We start from the raw sequence: 17,137 nt of genomic DNA on the forward strand, positions 1-17,137 counted from the left end.
CTATGGAGGGGGTATTCGTTTTGCAAACCGTTTTGGAAGTGGAGGAATTAAGCTTTCGGTATGATAAAAAGCGTGATAAGAGTCATGTGGAAAATATTTCCTTTCTATTAAGTGAGGGGGAATGGACAGCGCTAATTGGTCATAATGGAAGTGGGAAATCCACCTTAGCTCATTTACTTGTTGGCTTGCTTCAACCCGATGAAGGGAAAATTAAGATAAATGGAGTTAGTCAAAAGAAAGGGCAAGGTGCTCAGGGGATTGGCATTGTTTTTCAAAATCCAGAAAATCAATTCATTGGAACAACTGTAGAAGATGATGTGGCTTTCGGGCTGGAAAATATAAATATGTCTTATGAAGAAATGCATGAAAGAGTGGATCAAGCACTAACAGATGTAGATATGCTCGGCTTTCGCATGGTGGATCCTTCTCAATTATCAGGTGGACAAAAACAAAGGGTCGCAATTGCAGGAATGCTGGCATTAGAGCCCAAGGTACTTATATTGGATGAGGCCTTTGTTATGTTAGATCCAAGAAGTCGCAAGGAATTAATGGCAATTATACGCAAATTAAAAAATAAGGGAATGACAATCCTATCCATTACGCATGACATGGAAGAAGCTGCACAGGCTGATAGAGTAATGGTCATGGAACAAGGGAGAATAACAAAAATTGAAAGTCCCTCTCAGTTGTTTTATACAGATTCTACCTTAGAAAAACCATTTTCAGAGAAACTCAGAGAATCTTTGAAAAATAGAGGGAGTAAGGTTCCAGATAAATATATGACAGAAGAAGAAATGGTGCGATGGATATGCAAATCGAATTAAAAGATGTATCTGCTAATTATCAAATTGGACCGATCCGTAAACCCAATGTATTAAACTCCATCAATCTTACTATTGAATCAGGTACTTTTACAGCACTCATCGGAAGAACTGGTGCAGGAAAATCAAGTCTATTAAAGATATTGAACGGCTTACTTCTTCCAACAAAAGGAAGCGTTCGTATAGGAGAGACAATGATAGAATCACCTATCCAAAAAGAGAATATCCGTAAGATTCGAAAGCAAGTGGGGATGGTGTTCCAATTTCCAGAGTCCCAATTATTTGCGGAAACAGTGGAAAAGGACATTTGTTTTGGTCCGCTTAACTTTGGCGTATCGTTGGAAGAAGCGCAAGAAAAGGCTGCACAGGTAATTGAGCTAGTGGGCTTAGAGCCGTCTATTTTATCAAAATCCCCCTTTGCTTTATCGGGAGGACAAAAAAGGCGAGTGGCGATTGCAGGAATATTAGCAATGGAGCCATCTGTACTTGTCTTAGATGAACCTGGGGCGGGGTTGGATCCGCAGGGGAAAAAGGAAATAATGTCTCTTCTAGCTACTTGGCATAAACAAGCATCTTTAACAACTATTCTCGTTACACACGATATGGAGGATGTGGCTTTATTCGCAGACCAAGTTATTTTAATGGATCAAGGAAAAATTATCAAATCGGACAAAACAAAAATGATTTTTTCAGATCCAGCTTTATTGGAAAGTTGGGGGCTGGAAATGCCACAGGCTCGGTATTATCAAATGAAAATTGAACAAGAAACAGGAATAAAATTACCAAGGGTTTGCTTAACGCTGGATGAATTAGCAGATGCTTTAGTTTCGGTGGGGTTAGTATGAATAAATTAATATTAGGAAGATACTTTCCGGGAGAATCCTGGCTCCATCAGTTGGATGCTCGGGCAAAAATGATTTCTGTCCTTTTACTTATAGCTATGCTATTTATAGCAGATAATTGGATGGCCTACTTATTTTTATGGATGATTACCCTTTTCATTATGCACTTATCACAAGTCCCTTTCCGTACCTATGTACGAGGAGTCAAACCAATGATATGGCTCATTCTATTTACTGTAATACTGCAGGTACTATTTACTTCTGGCAGTAATGTATATATAGCATGGGGGCCAATTACTATTTCAGAGTATGGATTAATAAATGGAATCTTTATCTTTAGTCGTTTTGTTCTTATTGTATTTTTATCTACTGTCTTAACATTAACTACAAAACCAATCGATTTGACAGATGGAATAAATAAAATGCTATCTCCATTGCGTTTTATTAAGGTACCTGTAGATGATATTAGCATTATGTTATCTATTTCTTTGCGATTCATTCCCAATTTATTAGATGAAACACAAAAAGTGATGGATGCTCAAAAGGCAAGAGGGACGGAGTTTGGCCAAGGCTCGTTATTTCAGCAGATGAAAACTTTAGTCCCAATTTTTCTTCCTTTATTTGTGAGTTCTCTGAATAGAGCCGAGGACATGGCTAATATGATGGATGTTAAAGGATACCGTGCGGGAATAAAACGCTCGGCATTTCGGAGAGTATATTGGAAGAAACAAGATACATGGTGTTTATGTAGTGTATGTTTCATTGGAGTAATTACGGTTTTATTAAGCAGATAATAAATCAGGAAAAGAAAGTGGCTGGAACAAAATATAGACGAATAATCTCTAATTTAGTGGTGAAACCAATTCGTTCCATTGTGCTACAGACACTCTATGCGCCTAATGTACAAAAATTGATTTTATTCACGGAACGTCATAACTTTATATGGAGAATCTGCGGGCATTAATGAGCCGGGAAGCCAACGTTATCAATAGCTGCTCCTCTTCACTAGGCTATCATGCCCGCCTCTCCATATAAAGTTGGTTTTGGGGAAATATCCAAATTGTACATAGTTAAACTGCATTTCCAGACTCCTATGGGAGCTTCAATAAATTTATATGTTGGATGTAGCATGAGATGACTTCTGTTACCTTTTTTCTCTGCTCCTCTTCCTTTTGGGCACAGAGAACTTCTTTCTGTTAATTTCTTCCTTTTTGGTTATTTTCATATACCTTCCTTCTTAAAATAAATAAAAGCCCCGAACAATTATACTAATTTTTTAATGTAAATGTATAATTTGTTCGGGGTTATATTTGATTGAATACTTACGCTCCCCACCTCTGTGTTCCCCGCTTCGTTTGATAAAAAGAGTAATCCAAATCAGCTTAGCATGCTCCATTTTATGTCAACATCAATCGGAAATTTACAATCCTTTACTATTCCTTAAAATAGATTCAATGATTTATTAACATTGGAACCCTATACTAAATCTGATAGCTCAGATAGATAAAACTTTGAGGTGAAAAAACATGCAGGCTAACAGGAGTATCCATATTTTAAAAGAGATATCAATTGTACAAGCAAATAACCTTAAATCTTCTAAAAAAGTTTCCTTTTATCAAATTTTTAAAAGAATGATGGATCTCTTTATAGCAAGTATAGGTATTGTTATAACTCTCCCGTTGATTCTTCTATTTGCTATTCTCATCCGCATAGATTCACCAGGTTCTCCCTTTTATGTCCAACAAAGGGTTGGCAAGAATGGCAAATGCTTTCGCTTAATTAAATTGCGATCGATGAGAATGGATGCGGAGAAAGACGGGGAAAAATGGGCAGAGGTCAATGATCCGAGAATTACAAAAATTGGCTCATTTATAAGAAAAACAAGAATTGATGAGTTACCACAATTATTTTCTGTTTTAAAAGGTGATATGTCTATTATCGGACCACGACCGGAAAGACCTTCTTTTACGGAACAATTTAGCAAGGAAATTGATGGTTTTTCGAATAGGCTGCTTGTAAAACCAGGATTAACAGGACTTGCACAGGTCAATGGAGGGTATGACATCACACCAAGAGAAAAGCTAAAGTACGATCTTCAATATATTAATAATGTAACATTTTCTTTGGAAATGAAAATTTTAGTAAAGACGATAAAAGTAGTGCTCACAGGAGAGGGTGCAAGGTAATTGGACTCCATAAAAGGCAAAATCAATAGTGGAGCAAAATGGACCAGTATATCGACGATTGTTATTACTCTCTTACAGATTGGGCAGTTTATTGTACTGGGAAATATCATGAGTGCAAAGGAATTCGGTATGATTGGCATGCTGACGACAATCACCATCTTTGCACAAATTTTTGTTGAATTAGGCTTAGGTGCTGCAGTCATCCAAAAACATCATGCAACAGACAGGCAGTTGTCTACCCTTTTTTGGATAAATGTTCTTTTAGGAATATTTATTTGTTTCCTTATGCAGGCAGCAAGTCCGATGATTGCAGACTATTTTCAAACAAAAGAGTTAGAGGGAAAGGTCAGATTACTATCAATTGTATTTTTGATTGCTCCTATAGGACAGCAGTCACAGTACTTAATGCAGCGAGACTTATCGTTTAAGACATTAGGAAAGATCGAAACGTTCTCAAATGTTTTTAGCTTTAGTCTCTTAATTGGACTGCTCCTATTTATAAAGCAAAATCCAATTAATGCTTATGTATGGTCACAGGTTTGCCTTTATTCCTTGAAAGGAATTCTTTTTTATATTTGTTACTCTCCAAAGTGGAGACCAAGCTTTGTGCTAGATATTAAAGATTGTAAAGAATTTTTCTCTTTTGGTGTGTATCAGCTTTTATCACGGCTCGTAAATCGATTGGGAAGCAATATGGATATGTTGTTGATTGGAAGATTTATGGGCATGGAGGCATTAGGGATTTATAACCTAGTCTATCAAATTATCACCATTCCCGTTCTTAAGTTAAATCCTATTATAACGAGAGTTGCTTTTCCAGTGTTTGCGAAAGATAAAAATAATAATCGGGCATTAGAGAGTGGTTATTTATATATGACCAAATTATTAGCAATTGTGTCGTTTCCATTGCTATTAGGGCTCTATGCTGTTGCAGATTTAGTAATCCCACTCTTCTTTGGAGAGCAATGGATGGCGGCTGTTCCTATTTTAGAAATTATGATTATAGTAGGAATTCTAAGGGTCCTTATGAATCCCAATGGGAGCATTATATTAGCAAAGGGAAAAGCAGACATTGCTTTTTATTGGGACTTAGGAGTGTTAGTTTGTTACGGGTTAGCATTATTAGCAGCAGTTCGGAGTAATCAGCTGGAAATAGTAGCATGGACATATGTAGGTGTAAGCATTCTTAATTTTATCGGTGGGAGAATCCTATTAACTAGAATGATAGGGCTTCAGCTAAAAAGTTATGTAAAAGCATTACTGCTGCCATTGATTCTTGCGGTGGTCAGCAGTGGGATTGCGTTATTGTTAAAAACGCAAATGACTTCTATTCATAATAATTTGGTTTGGGCACTTGTATGGTCTGTGTTGATAAGCGGGATTATTTATTTGCTAATGCTACATGCATTAAAACATGTAGCATTTCGAGAAGAATATCAATAAAAGGAATAAGTCAATAAGCCGAACGATAGGATGTGTATCATGAAAGTATTGTGGATAACAAGTGTATACCCTAGTGCAGATAACCCTGGAAGCGGGGTGTTTCATGAAACACAGGTAAGAGCATTATCTTCTTTAGGAGTGGAGATAACAGTTATTAATCCAGTTCCATTAAATGCTTCTTTCTTTAGAATATGGAAGAAAAAATATCGTAAAAAGAACTATCCATATTTAGAGAAAAGGCATGGTGTAAACATATATAGGCCTGTGTATAGAGCGACACCTGGTCAACTTCGCTGGTTTCAGCCAGATAAACGTATCGCAGCGTGTATTCTTAAAACCTGGAAGAAAGAGAACATAGAGGCTGACTTGATCCATGCACACTTTGCTATGCCTTCGGGAGGGGCAGCAAGAATCGTTGCCTCTAAATATAAAAAGCCTTGGCTGCTCACATTACATGGAAGTGATGTACATATTTATCCATCATTTAGTCGAAGTGCGGAGCGTATTTTTCAAAAAACAGTGAAGTCCGCAGATGAAGTTATTGCCGTAGGAGAACATCTGGCTGCTGCAGCTGAGATGAAGACTGGGAGAAAGTGTTTGCCGTTACCGCTCGGAATTGATTTATCGAAATTTACATTAAATCAGGCAGCTGCTTTGAAAGAAAGCTCTAGAAAGGAATTAGCATTGCCTGTCAATAAAAAAATCATTTTGTTTGTAGGGCGTCTTGTGAAAGAAAAGGGGATTTTTGAATTAGCGGAGGCATTAGCTTATCTTCCGGAAGACTATGTAGTGGTTTATGTGGGAGCCGGCCAAGGAAAAGAAAGGCTGCAAAAGGAAAAAACGTATAATAAACGATTATTCTTAGCAGGACAAATTCCTAATGAGAAGGTAAGCGATTATTTATCAGCATGCGATATTTTTATTTTACCATCCTATTCGGAAGGATTGCCGACAGTTGTTATAGAGGCAATGGCTTTAAAAATACCGATCATTTGCACAAGTGTCGGCGGGATACCAGATTTATTTGGAGAGTACGCCGATTTGCTGATTCAGCCTCGGTCGGTACAAGAGATTGTAACAAGAGTGAAAGAGCAAGCAGCTGATGCAGCCTTGTTTGACAAAGCTGCAGAACAATTATATCAGCGTGTTCTTGATAACTATTCTGCAATTGATAATGCTAAAAAACTACTTAGAAATTACCAAGAATTGGCAAGTAAGTCAATTGAATCTACTAATCAATTAAATCACTTTTGGGAGGAAGCGTAATGACCAAGGTTCTTGTTACTGGTGGAGCAGGCTTTATTGGTTCACATATTGTCGAGAGTTTGTTAGCTGAGGGATATGAAGTAATAGTTATCGATAATTTCTCTACTGGGAAATTTGAGAATATTAAGGATTTAGCAATTAAAATATGCCCGTTTGATATAACGGATTCTCGTGTGATTGATTATATTGTCGACTTAAAACCTGATTATATTATTCATCAAGCAGCCCAAGTAAGTGTGGCAGAATCCGTTCATGACATATTACATGATGAGAATGTAAATGTAAAAGGATCATTGCATGTCATTAAAGCAGCTATTCGCGCTTCTGTACAGAAAATATTATTTGCCTCTTCTGCAGCTGTATACGGGAATCCAGTCGAGCTCCCTGTTACGACAGAACATCCAACTTTGCCAGAATCGCCTTATGGGTTAACGAAATTGACGGTTGAAAAATATTTGAAGTTAGCTTCTAAATTATATGGACTCTCCTATGGGATTTTAAGATATAGCAATGTCTATGGACCAAAGCAGGATGGTAAAGGAGAAGGCGGGGTTATCTCTATTTTTGCTGATCGTGTTTTCGAAAATAAGGCGCCAGTCATATACGGATCTGGAGAACAAACAAGAGATTTCATTTATGTAAAAGACGTTGCCAGCGCAAATTTACATGCATTAAAGCAGGATGAAAATCTTTGCTTGAATATTTCAGCCAATAATCGAATCTCGATAAATCAACTTTGGGAAAATATAGCTGATATAAGTGAGGTATCATTAAAACCGATTTATAAAGCAGAAAGAGAAGGCGATATTCTCCATAGTATTTTATGCAATGAACAGACAATACAAAAGCTGAAATGGAAGCCACAAACCAATTTAGAATATGGATTAAGAGAAACGCTATTCTCATCCAAACAAGTTTTACAAAAGTAATCAAAAGGTAGGGAGGAAGGATTGTAGAAGTTGGGAAATAACCGTACAGTAAGCAAAACAATAGGGTTCAGCGTATTAGGTATCGGTTGTCTTACCGTTTTATATTGGACAACGATATATCAATTAACTTGGATACTTCCCATCGTATGTATATGGATTGCGATTCAAGTGGGAATATATTTGAAATCAATCATAACACTTGATCAATTATTTCAAAATGTCATGTATGTCTTATTGCTTTCCACCTTTCTTAATCAGTCCATCCTGAGTGTGAATGTTGGTGCTTTTACCGTTTTTTTATACAGAATATTGCTATTATTGGCAATCATTCTATATATAGGCACTGCTTTGTACAAAAAAAGGATGGTACACGACTTTAACCGCAGTGGACTACCGTTTATTTGGTTGTTCTTTGGTGGATGGATTCTTTATGGAACCATTTCTATTCTTTGGTCCATTTCTATTATTGCTTCCCTTAAATACATGTCTTTATTGGTTATGGGAATAGCATTTGTCTATTTAGCGAATGTAACATTTAAAACTCGGCAACAGCTCCAGTACTTTTTGGCAGGATGGATTGGAATGACCATTTTATTAGTAGGAATAGGATTTGTGAATTATATCTTTTCTATTCAATTACCAAGTTCCGGATTATATGGTGCTTCCAGTTATAAACTGTCGTATCCGACAGCCGTTTTTTACAACCAAAATGATTTTGCTGTCTATTTAGGCATTTCTTTTTTCTTGTTTTTAGCTGTTGTAAAAAATACTAAGAGAACAATGATGAAGGGATCTATGTTTATTTTAAGCATCTTAGTTTTCCTGCTTATCTATTTAACAGAATCACGTGCTGGATTACTGGCGCTTGCAGGAGGCGGATTAGTGTATATATTCCTGATCATTCCGAAGTGGTGGAAGAAACTAATATTGCGAATTAGTCTTGGAGTAGGGTTACTAGGAGGAATAATATTTGCTAACAGAGGATTTAGTAAAATTCAGAGTCTTATAGAGTTATCCGGACAATATGAGCTTAATGAAGTGTTACCATCAAACTTAGCGAGAATCAATCTTTTAAGAAATACGTTTTCTTATTTGCTCGATTCTTATGGATTTGGAATTGGAGCAGGAAATATTCCTTATTATCTGGAGTATAAGAGTTATTTTCCAACAGGAAATGTCTACCAAGTACATAATTGGTATGCCGAAATCGCCGGAAACTTTGGCTTAATGATTTTGCTTGGCTACTTAATGATATTGATTTATGCATTTATATCATTCTATCGAGCGTACGAAAAGACGGAAAGCGGGACAGATAAAATGTTGTTAGAGGCGTGTATGATCGGAATGGTATCATTCATTATTTCGAGTATTAGCCCCAGTTCGGTGATGAACTTATATTTTCATTGGGTGTTTCTTGGGTTTATTTTATGTACACTGTCTGTTTATAAAAATAAAAAGCTAGAATCTTAACTTTCACAGCAGAAAGGGAGAGTTCGTTTGTGAAGTCTGTTTTATCAATTATAGCCACTAGATGGAAAAAATATTTTATTCCTTTATTATTGCTTAGTGCCCTTTTAGGAGCAATAGGATGGTTTGCCCCAGCTGGGAAAGAAAAGGGAGCAGTTAAAGCAGAGGCCACTATTTTACTAGGGAATTATGAAAATGAGTACTTAAATAATAGTGAAGTAATTGCATCCTTATTAAGAAATGAAACGACTTTTGTACACTATTTACCCGGTGTCGATATAGAGAAGGAACAGCTTCTTATTTCTGCGGATACCCCTAAAAAGATCAGCTTTACACTTACTGGTCCAAGTGAACAAGAAGCCGTAGATTCCTTATCAGAATTAGTAACTGCCTTTCTGGAAATGGATCAACAGTATTATCAAGAAAAAGAAGAAATTATCTCAGAAAGCATTGATCAGCTTCAAGAAATAACTGTTCAAGCAGAATCAGCTGTTGATCAACAACGATTTCTATATGAACTAAAAACAAAACAAGTCAATATGCAGCCAGCAATGCTAGTTAAGGATGTCGCAGCAGTAAGTGGGGATAATCGTGTAATCTCTCCTCGAGATCGAGCGCTAATGGGTGTTATGATCGGCATCATGCTCAGTTGTTTATGGATTATTTATCCGGTGTTCTTAAAATCTGAATCTGACTAAAAGAGGTGAGTGGAAGATGGCTCCATCTGTATCCATTATTATGCCTTCCTATAATTGTAAAGAGTATATATCTTTTAGCATCCAGTCTGTTAGGGAACAAACATACACAGATTGGGAACTGCTCATTGTTGATGACCATTCCACAGACGGCACAGTTGAGGTATTAAAGGAATGGGAAAAAGTAGAAGAGCGAATTCGAGTTTTTTACAGAACGGTTAATGGTGGAGCGGCTGTTGCTCGCAATATGGCGCTCGAGCATGCACGAGGAAAATATATTGCCTTTTTAGACAGTGATGATCGATGGAAACAAGAAAAGCTTGAAGTTCAATTAGCTTATATGAAGGAAAATCAGTATGCTTTCACCTTTACTGCTTATGAGTGTATTGATCAAAAAGGAGAGCAGATAAATAAATATATTCGAGTTCCTGAGCAAGTGGATTATCAAACCATGCTAAAAAATACAATTGTTGGTTGTCTTACTGTTCTAATTGATCGTGAACAAGTAGGGAATTTTCAAATGCCCAACATCCGTACTCGGCAGGATCTAGCAACTTGGTTAATGATTTTGAAGCGAGGTTTCCGTGCATTTGGCTTAAACGAAATATTAGCAGAATACAGGGTAGGAAATGATTCAATTTCTAAAAATAAATGGAAAGCAGCAAAAAATAATTGGCATGTTTATCGTCAAATAGAGCAGTTGAATTTCTTGCAGTCATCCTGGTATTTTTCTCATTATGCTTATAATGCTATTCGGAAGAGACTGTAGAAGGTAGAGGAGCATAGAAAATGAGAACAATCCACGTTATCGTTGCAACTGGCGTTTGGAATTTAGACAATTTAACTTATCGAAGACATCGATTTGCAGAATTTCTGCAAAAGCAGCAGGAAACAGAGGAAGTAATCTGGTTATGTCCAGGGGAAAAACAGACACCAGAAGTAACGAGATTAGAAAATGGTATTTACCAGTGGATAATCAGTGATTTGGGAAATTATAAAGTACAACGATTCGCTCGATTTATCCCCTTTTTCTACCAAAAGAAGCTCCGAAGTTTAAGTAATTATTTAGCGGAAAAAAAAGGGGATTATTTGGTGAATTTATGGTATACCTATCCTGCCTTTCCGACTTTGCATAAGATATATTCCTGGGATCAAATCGTTTATGATTGCAGTGATTTATGGGCAGAACAATTGAGCGGGAAATTTTCTTTCCTTTCTTATTTAAAGCAAAAGATCATCTATCAAAGTGAACAAACAATTGTTGAAAAGGCAAGTTATATTACTTGTACTTCAAGCTTTTTAGCGGAGGAAATAATAAGTAGAACACCAGCTTATCGAGATAAGATTTTTACGTATGAAAATGGAGTAGAATACGAGCTTTTTCAGGAACGGAAGAATAGGGAGCCAGTTATAGAAAAAGAAGGGCTGACGATTGGTTACATTGGTGGGATTAAACCAAAGCTTGATTTTGGATTAATCCAGCAAATTGCACAAATGAGAAGGGATTGGACCATTTTATTAGTTGGTCCAGATGGAACGAATAACAGCCCGGAATTTATGAAATTATTGAAGGAACCCAATATTCAATGGATGGGAAGTGTATCGAGAAATCAGGTTCCAGCTTATATGCATATGCTTGATATAGGGATTATGCCATATAAGGATACTCCATATAATAAGGCTATTTTTCCATTAAAGCTTTTTGAATTTCTTGCTGCTGGAAAACCAGTGATAGGGATGAACTTGCCTTCAACAAAAGGATATGTAGAAGAAGGCGTTTATGAACTTTTGCTAGGGGAGCCAGAAGTGAATCAATTTATTCATGCCTGTGAAAAGATGGTAGAAAATGCTGGTAGCCAAGTGTGGCAGAGCAGAAGAAAGCAACTTGCCATGTTAAAAGATTGGGAGAATATCTTCCAAGAGATGATCCAAGTCGACAAAGAAACTAGCATATGAGGGATACCTGATGGCTAGTTTCTTTGTCGTTCTTATTCAGGTTAAATTTTACTGTATATTTCCATTTCATCCATTATATCTTGTAGTGTAATATGTTCTAATTCCTTTTCCATTGTTAGTTGGATGGTAGAAAAAGTCCTGTTTAAGGTTGGATGAATTTTGCTTCCTATCGGGCAACGGTGATTTGGATGATCATGTATTGCGAACCATTCACTTTTTGGTTGAACGGCTAAATAAATGTCTAAAAGAGTAATATCAGCAGGAGATTTTAATAAGGATGCCCCAGAAATGCCTGCTCTGCTCGTTAGCATTCCTCCTCTTTTTAAAAGTCCGCACATTCTTCTTATCACTACAGGATTTGTATTCACACTTTCTGCAATAGAATCAGAGGTTATTTGTTCGTATGGTTTCGAGGCAATTAAAGATAGGATATGAATAGCAACAGATAGCCGGCTGTTAGCCATAATAGATAGACACCACCAATCAAATTTTTTGTCATTCATTAGGAATACGTTATAATTGTTGCGTTGATAAAATTGATAGCGAATCCGAAGAGAAGCGCTTACATTACGTGGCTACTATTATTATACAATGGAATATAAGGGCATAATCAGCTAATTTGCAATTAAATTGTGAACAAATAGACACAAAAAAAGCGATGATGATGAGAAAGAAAGTGGTCATGATGCTTTATAATAAAAAAAGCTATTAATAAGAAGGTATTTAGAAGAGGGAATTTTGCTAAAAGAGGTGGAAGAAAGTGAAAACGGTTTTAGTTGTAGGTGGTGGGATAACAGGATTATCTGCCATGTATTATTTGCAAAAGGAAAATAGAGAAAGACAATTAGGACTTCGACTAGTTTTAGTGGAGGCAAATGACTACCTAGGCGGGAAAATCCATACGGTTACAAAAGATGATCTGCTTATGGAAACAGGAGCAGATTCCATTGTTGCCCGCAATAAAAATGTTCTTCCCTTTGTTAAGGAACTTAATTTAGAAGAAGAAATTGTTTATAACGCAACAGGGACATCTTATATTCATACACAAAACAAATTATTAGAAATTCCCAAGGATTCTATTTTCGGTATTCCGATGACATTAGAAGCTCTTTTTACAAGTGAACTCCTTTCCACTCGAGGAAAGCTAGAGGCTTTAAAGGATCTTTTTCGTACTAAGTCAAGCTTTACGAGAGAATCCTCCATTGGTGAATTTTTAGAGTATTATCTGGGAAAGGAAATCGTAGAAAAGCAGATTGCACCAGTTCTTGCGGGCGTTTACTCTGGAAATATTTATTCGTTAACAATGGGTTCCACCCTACCTTATCTGCTCGAATATAAGGAGCAGTATGGAAGCATCATCCGTGGGTTAGGGAAGAATAAAGAATCGTTTCAATCTGCTGCGAATAAGAAATTTATTTCTTTTAAAGATGGGTTATCTACAATTATAGATCGACTGGAGAAGGTATTAGAAGATGTATCCATTAGAAAGGGAATAGCTGTTACACGAATAAATAAGGAAGCAGACCAATATAAAGTTCAATTATCCAATGGGGAAGAAGAAATGGCAGACATGGTTGTCTTATCTACTCCCCACAATGTAACACAGCATATTTTAAGGAAGGATGAATTAAATCCTGTCTTTAGCAAGTTGAAAAATTCGTCAAATATCACCTTATATTTGTCCTATGATATTTCCGATGATGAACTGCCTAAAGATGGAACAGGCTTTATAGTCGCAGGGGATAGTGATATTGTTTGTAATGCTTGTACGTGGACAAGTAGAAAGTGGAAGCATACATCGAAGAATAATCAGCTATTATTGCGTCTATTCTATAAAAAAACAAATCCAGCCTATGAACGGCTAAATAGCCTTACAGAAGAGGAACTAATCCAAGAGGCTAGAAAGGATATAGAGAGAAGTCTTGGAATTACTTCAAAACCTAAAAGTTATGAAGTGACAAAATGGACTAATGCGATGCCTGTTTACTCATTAGAACATAAGCAAGCAGTAGAACAACTTAGCCAAGACTTAGCTCTTTTATACCCTAATGTGCATCTAGCTGGTTGTTCCTACTATGGAGTAGGAATTGCAGCATGTATAGCGAATGGGGAAGAAACAGCTAAGAAAATTTTGCATTCCATAGAATAAGAAAAGTGCAGAGCCATAGTAGGAAGGCTCTGTTTTTTTGTGAAATGATTTGATAGATGGAGCAATCGCTTGCTATTTATTTTGTAAAATAGCCGATTTTTAATTTCTTAATCTAGTAACGGGTTTTCACAAGATTTATAATAGGTGGAAGAACATAAAGAAAAGAGGAACTAACTGAATGAACAAAAGCCAGATGATGAGGATACAGGAGCAAAAGTAATGGATCATACTGTCATGGTATTTATTGTTTTAATCACGATGTCGGGTGCATTGCATGTGATATTAGCCATTATTGCGTATATGAATAGACAGGCATTTGAGGGAATGCGGACATTTTTGTGGTTTTCCTGCTTTAATGCTATTTATGCATTTGGGTATGCATTAGGACTTGCCAGTACAACGATAGAAGGAATGAAATTTTGGACAGCTGTTCAGTATTTAGGTATGCCGTTTTCGGCACCAGCTACATTAATTCTTGTTTTGCAATATATCGGCTACGATAGGCATTTAAATAAAAAAATGTATTTTTTCTATTATTTAATCCCAGCCCTTTCCTTTTTACTCGTTGCGACAAATGATTATCATCATTTATTCTATCAATCTGTATATTTAGAATATCGAAACGCAACTCCTCTCATGCAAATTACGATGGGACAATGGTATTTGCTACACGGTGCTTACTCGTTCGGAGCGTCTGCCATTGCCTTTGTATTACTATCGATTTATTGGTTTAAAGAGAAATCTAGGCAAACAAAACAAGTAGCCATACTATTGACAGGAATTCTTGTCCCTGTTGGCGCGTCTTTTTCTTATTTGATAGGACTTACTCCAAACGGCTTAGATCCTGTTCCAATTGCGATGCTATTTTCTAGTTCACTTTATTTATATGCTATCATATCTACGAAGTTTTTGTTGGTCCCGCCAATAGAAAAGGATTATATATTTGAAAGTATGGGAGAGGCAGTACTAGTTTTAGATCAGACATATCATCTAAAAGATTTTAATAAGGCAGCTTCTAGATTATTTATTGATGTGAAAAGAGGAAAACATATAGCAGCTGTATTAGGGCTGGATGATCCAATTCTTGGACTGTTAAAAAACATCGATACGGATTCTGTCATATCGGAAGTGGAAAGGACTAATAAATCAGCAACGGAATATTATCAAGTTAAGATTTCTCCGATTAAAAAAGGAGAGTCAGCCATTGTCGGTACTTCCATTATGTTTGCAAATATTACGGAACAAAAGAAGGAACAGCTCAGCTTAACAAAATTGGCATACACAGATAGTCTGACACAAATATATAACCGTGCTTATGTTACAGCCCTTGCTGAAGAGATGCTTGTCAAGCATAGAAAGATAGCCGTTATCCTGTTTGATATTGATCATTTCAAGAAAATAAATGATACATATGGACATTTTGGGGGAGACGAAGCATTAAAGCATATTGCATCTCTAAGTAAAGCTCTGGTGCCAGGGAATGGAGTTTTTGGCAGATACGGTGGAGAGGAATTTATTCTTTTTCTATTTGGAAAAGAAGCAGAATCAGCCATTGACCTTTCTAGGAAATTAAGAAGATTAATCGCAGAATCCCCTTTCTATTATAAGGAAATAGTAATTAATATTACTGCGAGCTTTGGCGTGGCTATAAAGGAAAACTGTCTAGCTCTTATCCCGTTGATTAGCGAGGCGGATGAAGCGCTATATGCATCCAAAAGAGAGGGAAGAAATACCGTTTGTGTCGCAGAAAATGGAGAATACATCAAATTAGAATCTTCTCCATTAGTAGGGAAATATTGATAAGAGTAAGGGAGTTTTCTCGTGTGTCTGCAAATGTTATTTTTTCTCACACTATTTGTTAAAATATTTAGAAAATACTCAAAAATGTATTGCGTAAAAAAGAGTGGTGTATTACAATTTTTTATATAATCTAAATCTATCTTTTTTCGTCAAAATCAAAATGATAGAGAGAAAAGTTTGTTAGTTTTGCTGTTATTCAAGACAGAGCCCTTTTCTTACGACATATGCATTGCTTCGAATGTTTATGATGATCTCATAAATATCTCGTGCAATATCCAGATGTTTATAGGAGGAGTATCACATGTATCATGCAAATACTATATATATTATTGGAGAAAGTAAAACATCCTCTAATAATGCCATTATGCAGCAATACAATGGTTTTTTTATTGCGTTAGTGGTGGATAGAGTCTCTCACACAATTATTGATGCAGAATGTTCTTCCACTATCAATATAACCTCTTCCTTCATTAAGTCTATTGTAGTCGGGAAATCGATGTTAGATTTAGACACCGTTTTAAAGGAAGTAGAAAATCGTTATTTTGGATCTTCTCAAAAAGCAGTTATGGTTGCTTTTAAGAATGCCCATATTAAATATAAACAACTATTAAAAGAATTGGTGTAAACTGCTTTTTCTGTTATACGCAGAGAAAATCCAGTTGATAGAGATTTTACTTCTCTGTTAGCTGGATTTTTTTATTTTGTACAAATAAGTTAGACCAAAAAATGTGGGAGGTTTTTTCTAATGGGCAAAATTTATATGTCAGTTGATATGGAAGGAATAACAGGGTTAATTGATCACACACAGGTTGATTCCGATAAGCTAAATTATGAAAGAAGCCGCATCCTGATGACAGATGAAGCAAACTACGTTGTTACAAGTCTATTTGATCAAGGCATAGAAGAAGTGGTTGTAAATGACAGCCATAGTAAAATGAATAATTTATTAATAGAAAGATTTCATCCCAAAACAAAGTTAATAACAGGGGATGTGAAACCATATTCAATGGTGCAAGGGCTTGATGCTAGTTATGACGGGGCAATCTTTGTCGGGTATCATGCGCGAGCTTCTGTTCCTGGTGTTATGACCCATAGCATGATTTTTGGAGTCCGTAATATGTACATAGATGACGTTGTTGTTGGAGAATTAGGATTTAATGCTTATGTTGCTGGATATTTTGGTGTTCCAATAATTCTTGTAGCAGGGGACGATCAAGCAGCACAAGAAGCAGAACAGCTTATTCCTAATGTAACAACAGCGATTGTGAAAAATAGTATTTCAAGATCAGCAGCGATGAGTTTAACTCCTGCCCAAGCTGGAGAATTGCTGAAAGAAAAGACAAGGGAAGCGTTAGAAAAAAAGCATTTAATAAAACCTTTAGTACCACCAGCCAGTCCATTACTCCGCATCGAATTTGCGAACTATGGACAAGCAGAATGGGCTCATTTAATGCCGGGCACTGAGATAGAGCCTGGTACTACAATTGTGCGTTTTCAAGCAAAAAACATCTTAGAAGCATATCAAGCTATGCTGGTTATGACTGAACTTGCGATGAGAACAACATTTTGTTAGGTGGTGAGAC

Annotated in this window: 16 protein-coding genes; 15 read left to right on the forward strand and 1 reads right to left on the reverse strand. The window is 36.4% G+C overall.

Going from position 1 to position 17,137, the window contains the following annotated elements; translation table 11 throughout:
- Window positions 1–20 precede the first annotated feature (20 nt).
- The 11 genes from C2I06_RS20560 to tuaH all read left to right on the forward strand — a co-directional run bounded on the left by C2I06_RS20560 (window position 21) and on the right by tuaH (window position 11,605).
- A complete protein-coding gene (locus C2I06_RS20560; protein WP_176474221.1) occupies window positions 21–824 on the forward strand; it encodes an energy-coupling factor transporter ATPase in 804 nt (267 codons plus the stop codon).
- On the forward strand, window positions 809–1,666 hold the full coding sequence (locus C2I06_RS20565; protein ID WP_095331205.1) for an energy-coupling factor transporter ATPase: 858 nt from the start codon (window positions 809–811) through the stop codon (window positions 1,664–1,666). The genes C2I06_RS20560 and C2I06_RS20565 overlap by 16 nt, the downstream gene beginning before the upstream one ends.
- Window positions 1,663–2,457 (forward strand): energy-coupling factor transporter transmembrane component T family protein, encoded by a 795-nt coding sequence (locus C2I06_RS20570; protein WP_095331149.1) that lies wholly within the window; start codon window positions 1,663–1,665, stop codon window positions 2,455–2,457. Before C2I06_RS20565 ends, C2I06_RS20570 begins: the two co-directional genes overlap by 4 nt.
- Window positions 2,458–3,189: 732 nt before the next feature.
- The gene (locus C2I06_RS20575) at window positions 3,190–3,849 is read left to right on the forward strand and encodes a sugar transferase (protein ID WP_095331147.1); all 660 of its coding nucleotides are present in this window, start codon (window positions 3,190–3,192) and stop codon (window positions 3,847–3,849) included.
- Window positions 3,850–5,292, forward strand: a complete 1,443-nt coding sequence (tuaB, locus tag C2I06_RS20580; RefSeq protein ID WP_123258759.1) for a teichuronic acid biosynthesis protein TuaB — start codon at window positions 3,850–3,852, stop codon at window positions 5,290–5,292.
- Window positions 5,293–5,331: 39 nt separating this feature from the next.
- Window positions 5,332–6,558: a teichuronic acid biosynthesis protein TuaC gene (gene tuaC, locus C2I06_RS20585; protein WP_123258760.1), complete on the forward strand. Its 1,227-nt coding sequence runs from the start codon at window positions 5,332–5,334 to the stop codon at window positions 6,556–6,558.
- The gene (locus tag C2I06_RS20590; protein ID WP_123258761.1) at window positions 6,558–7,487 is read left to right on the forward strand and encodes an NAD-dependent epimerase/dehydratase family protein; all 930 of its coding nucleotides are present in this window, start codon (window positions 6,558–6,560) and stop codon (window positions 7,485–7,487) included. Before tuaC ends, C2I06_RS20590 begins: the two co-directional genes overlap by 1 nt.
- Window positions 7,488–7,517: 30 nt before the next feature.
- Window positions 7,518–8,957 carry an O-antigen ligase family protein gene (locus tag C2I06_RS20595; protein WP_123258762.1) on the forward strand — a complete coding sequence of 480 codons (1,440 nt, stop codon included), beginning with the start codon at window positions 7,518–7,520 and terminating at the stop codon, window positions 8,955–8,957.
- 29 nt (window positions 8,958–8,986) lie between these two features.
- Window positions 8,987–9,652, forward strand: coding sequence for a hypothetical protein (locus tag C2I06_RS20600; protein WP_123258763.1), 666 nt, complete (start codon window positions 8,987–8,989; stop codon window positions 9,650–9,652).
- 16 nt (window positions 9,653–9,668) lie between these two features.
- A complete protein-coding gene (gene tuaG, locus C2I06_RS20605; protein ID WP_123258764.1) occupies window positions 9,669–10,418 on the forward strand; it encodes a teichuronic acid biosynthesis protein TuaG in 750 nt (249 codons plus the stop codon).
- Between the two features lie 20 nt (window positions 10,419–10,438).
- Complete coding sequence (gene tuaH / locus C2I06_RS20610; protein WP_123258765.1) at window positions 10,439–11,605, forward strand: teichuronic acid biosynthesis protein TuaH; 1,167 nt, start codon at window positions 10,439–10,441, stop codon at window positions 11,603–11,605.
- 41 nt (window positions 11,606–11,646) lie between these two features.
- On the opposite strand, the gene C2I06_RS20615 is transcribed toward tuaH, so the two are convergent.
- On the reverse strand, window positions 11,647–12,069 hold the full coding sequence (locus tag C2I06_RS20615) for an Rrf2 family transcriptional regulator (RefSeq protein WP_095331131.1): 423 nt from the start codon (window positions 12,067–12,069) through the stop codon (window positions 11,647–11,649).
- 296 nt (window positions 12,070–12,365) lie between these two features.
- On the opposite strand from C2I06_RS20615, the gene C2I06_RS20620 reads away from it, so the two are divergent.
- From C2I06_RS20620 to C2I06_RS20635, 4 genes are all read left to right on the forward strand, one after another.
- Complete coding sequence (locus C2I06_RS20620; protein WP_123258766.1) at window positions 12,366–13,754, forward strand: protoporphyrinogen oxidase; 1,389 nt, start codon at window positions 12,366–12,368, stop codon at window positions 13,752–13,754.
- A gap of 219 nt (window positions 13,755–13,973) precedes the next feature.
- Complete coding sequence (locus C2I06_RS20625) at window positions 13,974–15,554, forward strand: histidine kinase N-terminal 7TM domain-containing diguanylate cyclase (protein ID WP_095331127.1); 1,581 nt, start codon at window positions 13,974–13,976, stop codon at window positions 15,552–15,554.
- A 301-nt stretch (window positions 15,555–15,855) separates the two neighbouring features.
- Window positions 15,856–16,179 carry a DUF3870 domain-containing protein gene (locus C2I06_RS20630; protein ID WP_095331125.1) on the forward strand — a complete coding sequence of 108 codons (324 nt, stop codon included), beginning with the start codon at window positions 15,856–15,858 and terminating at the stop codon, window positions 16,177–16,179.
- Between the two features lie 120 nt (window positions 16,180–16,299).
- On the forward strand, window positions 16,300–17,127 hold the full coding sequence (locus tag C2I06_RS20635; protein ID WP_095331123.1) for a M55 family metallopeptidase: 828 nt from the start codon (window positions 16,300–16,302) through the stop codon (window positions 17,125–17,127).
- The last annotated feature ends 10 nt before the right edge of the window (window positions 17,128–17,137 follow it).

The sequence above is a fragment of the Niallia circulans genome (assembly GCF_003726095.1).
In the GTDB taxonomy this organism is placed as follows: domain Bacteria; phylum Bacillota; class Bacilli; order Bacillales; family Cytobacillaceae; genus Niallia; species Niallia circulans_A.

Coding starts and splice junctions, on each gene's coding strand:
- C2I06_RS20565 (WP_095331205.1), top strand. CDS start 809: ATGCAAATCGAATTAAAAGATGTATCTGCTAATTATCAAATTGGACCG.
- C2I06_RS20570 (WP_095331149.1), top strand. CDS start 1,663: ATGAATAAATTAATATTAGGAAGATACTTTCCGGGAGAATCCTGGCTC.
- C2I06_RS20575 (WP_095331147.1), top strand. CDS start 3,190: ATGCAGGCTAACAGGAGTATCCATATTTTAAAAGAGATATCAATTGTA.
- tuaC (WP_123258760.1), top strand. CDS start 5,332: ATGAAAGTATTGTGGATAACAAGTGTATACCCTAGTGCAGATAACCCT.
- C2I06_RS20590 (WP_123258761.1), top strand. CDS start 6,558: ATGACCAAGGTTCTTGTTACTGGTGGAGCAGGCTTTATTGGTTCACAT.
- tuaG (WP_123258764.1), top strand. CDS start 9,669: ATGGCTCCATCTGTATCCATTATTATGCCTTCCTATAATTGTAAAGAG.
- tuaH (WP_123258765.1), top strand. CDS start 10,439: ATGAGAACAATCCACGTTATCGTTGCAACTGGCGTTTGGAATTTAGAC.
- C2I06_RS20615 (WP_095331131.1), bottom strand. CDS start 12,069: ATGGCTAACAGCCGGCTATCTGTTGCTATTCATATCCTATCTTTAATT.
- C2I06_RS20625 (WP_095331127.1), top strand. CDS start 13,974: ATGGATCATACTGTCATGGTATTTATTGTTTTAATCACGATGTCGGGT.
- C2I06_RS20630 (WP_095331125.1), top strand. CDS start 15,856: ATGTATCATGCAAATACTATATATATTATTGGAGAAAGTAAAACATCC.
- C2I06_RS20635 (WP_095331123.1), top strand. CDS start 16,300: ATGGGCAAAATTTATATGTCAGTTGATATGGAAGGAATAACAGGGTTA.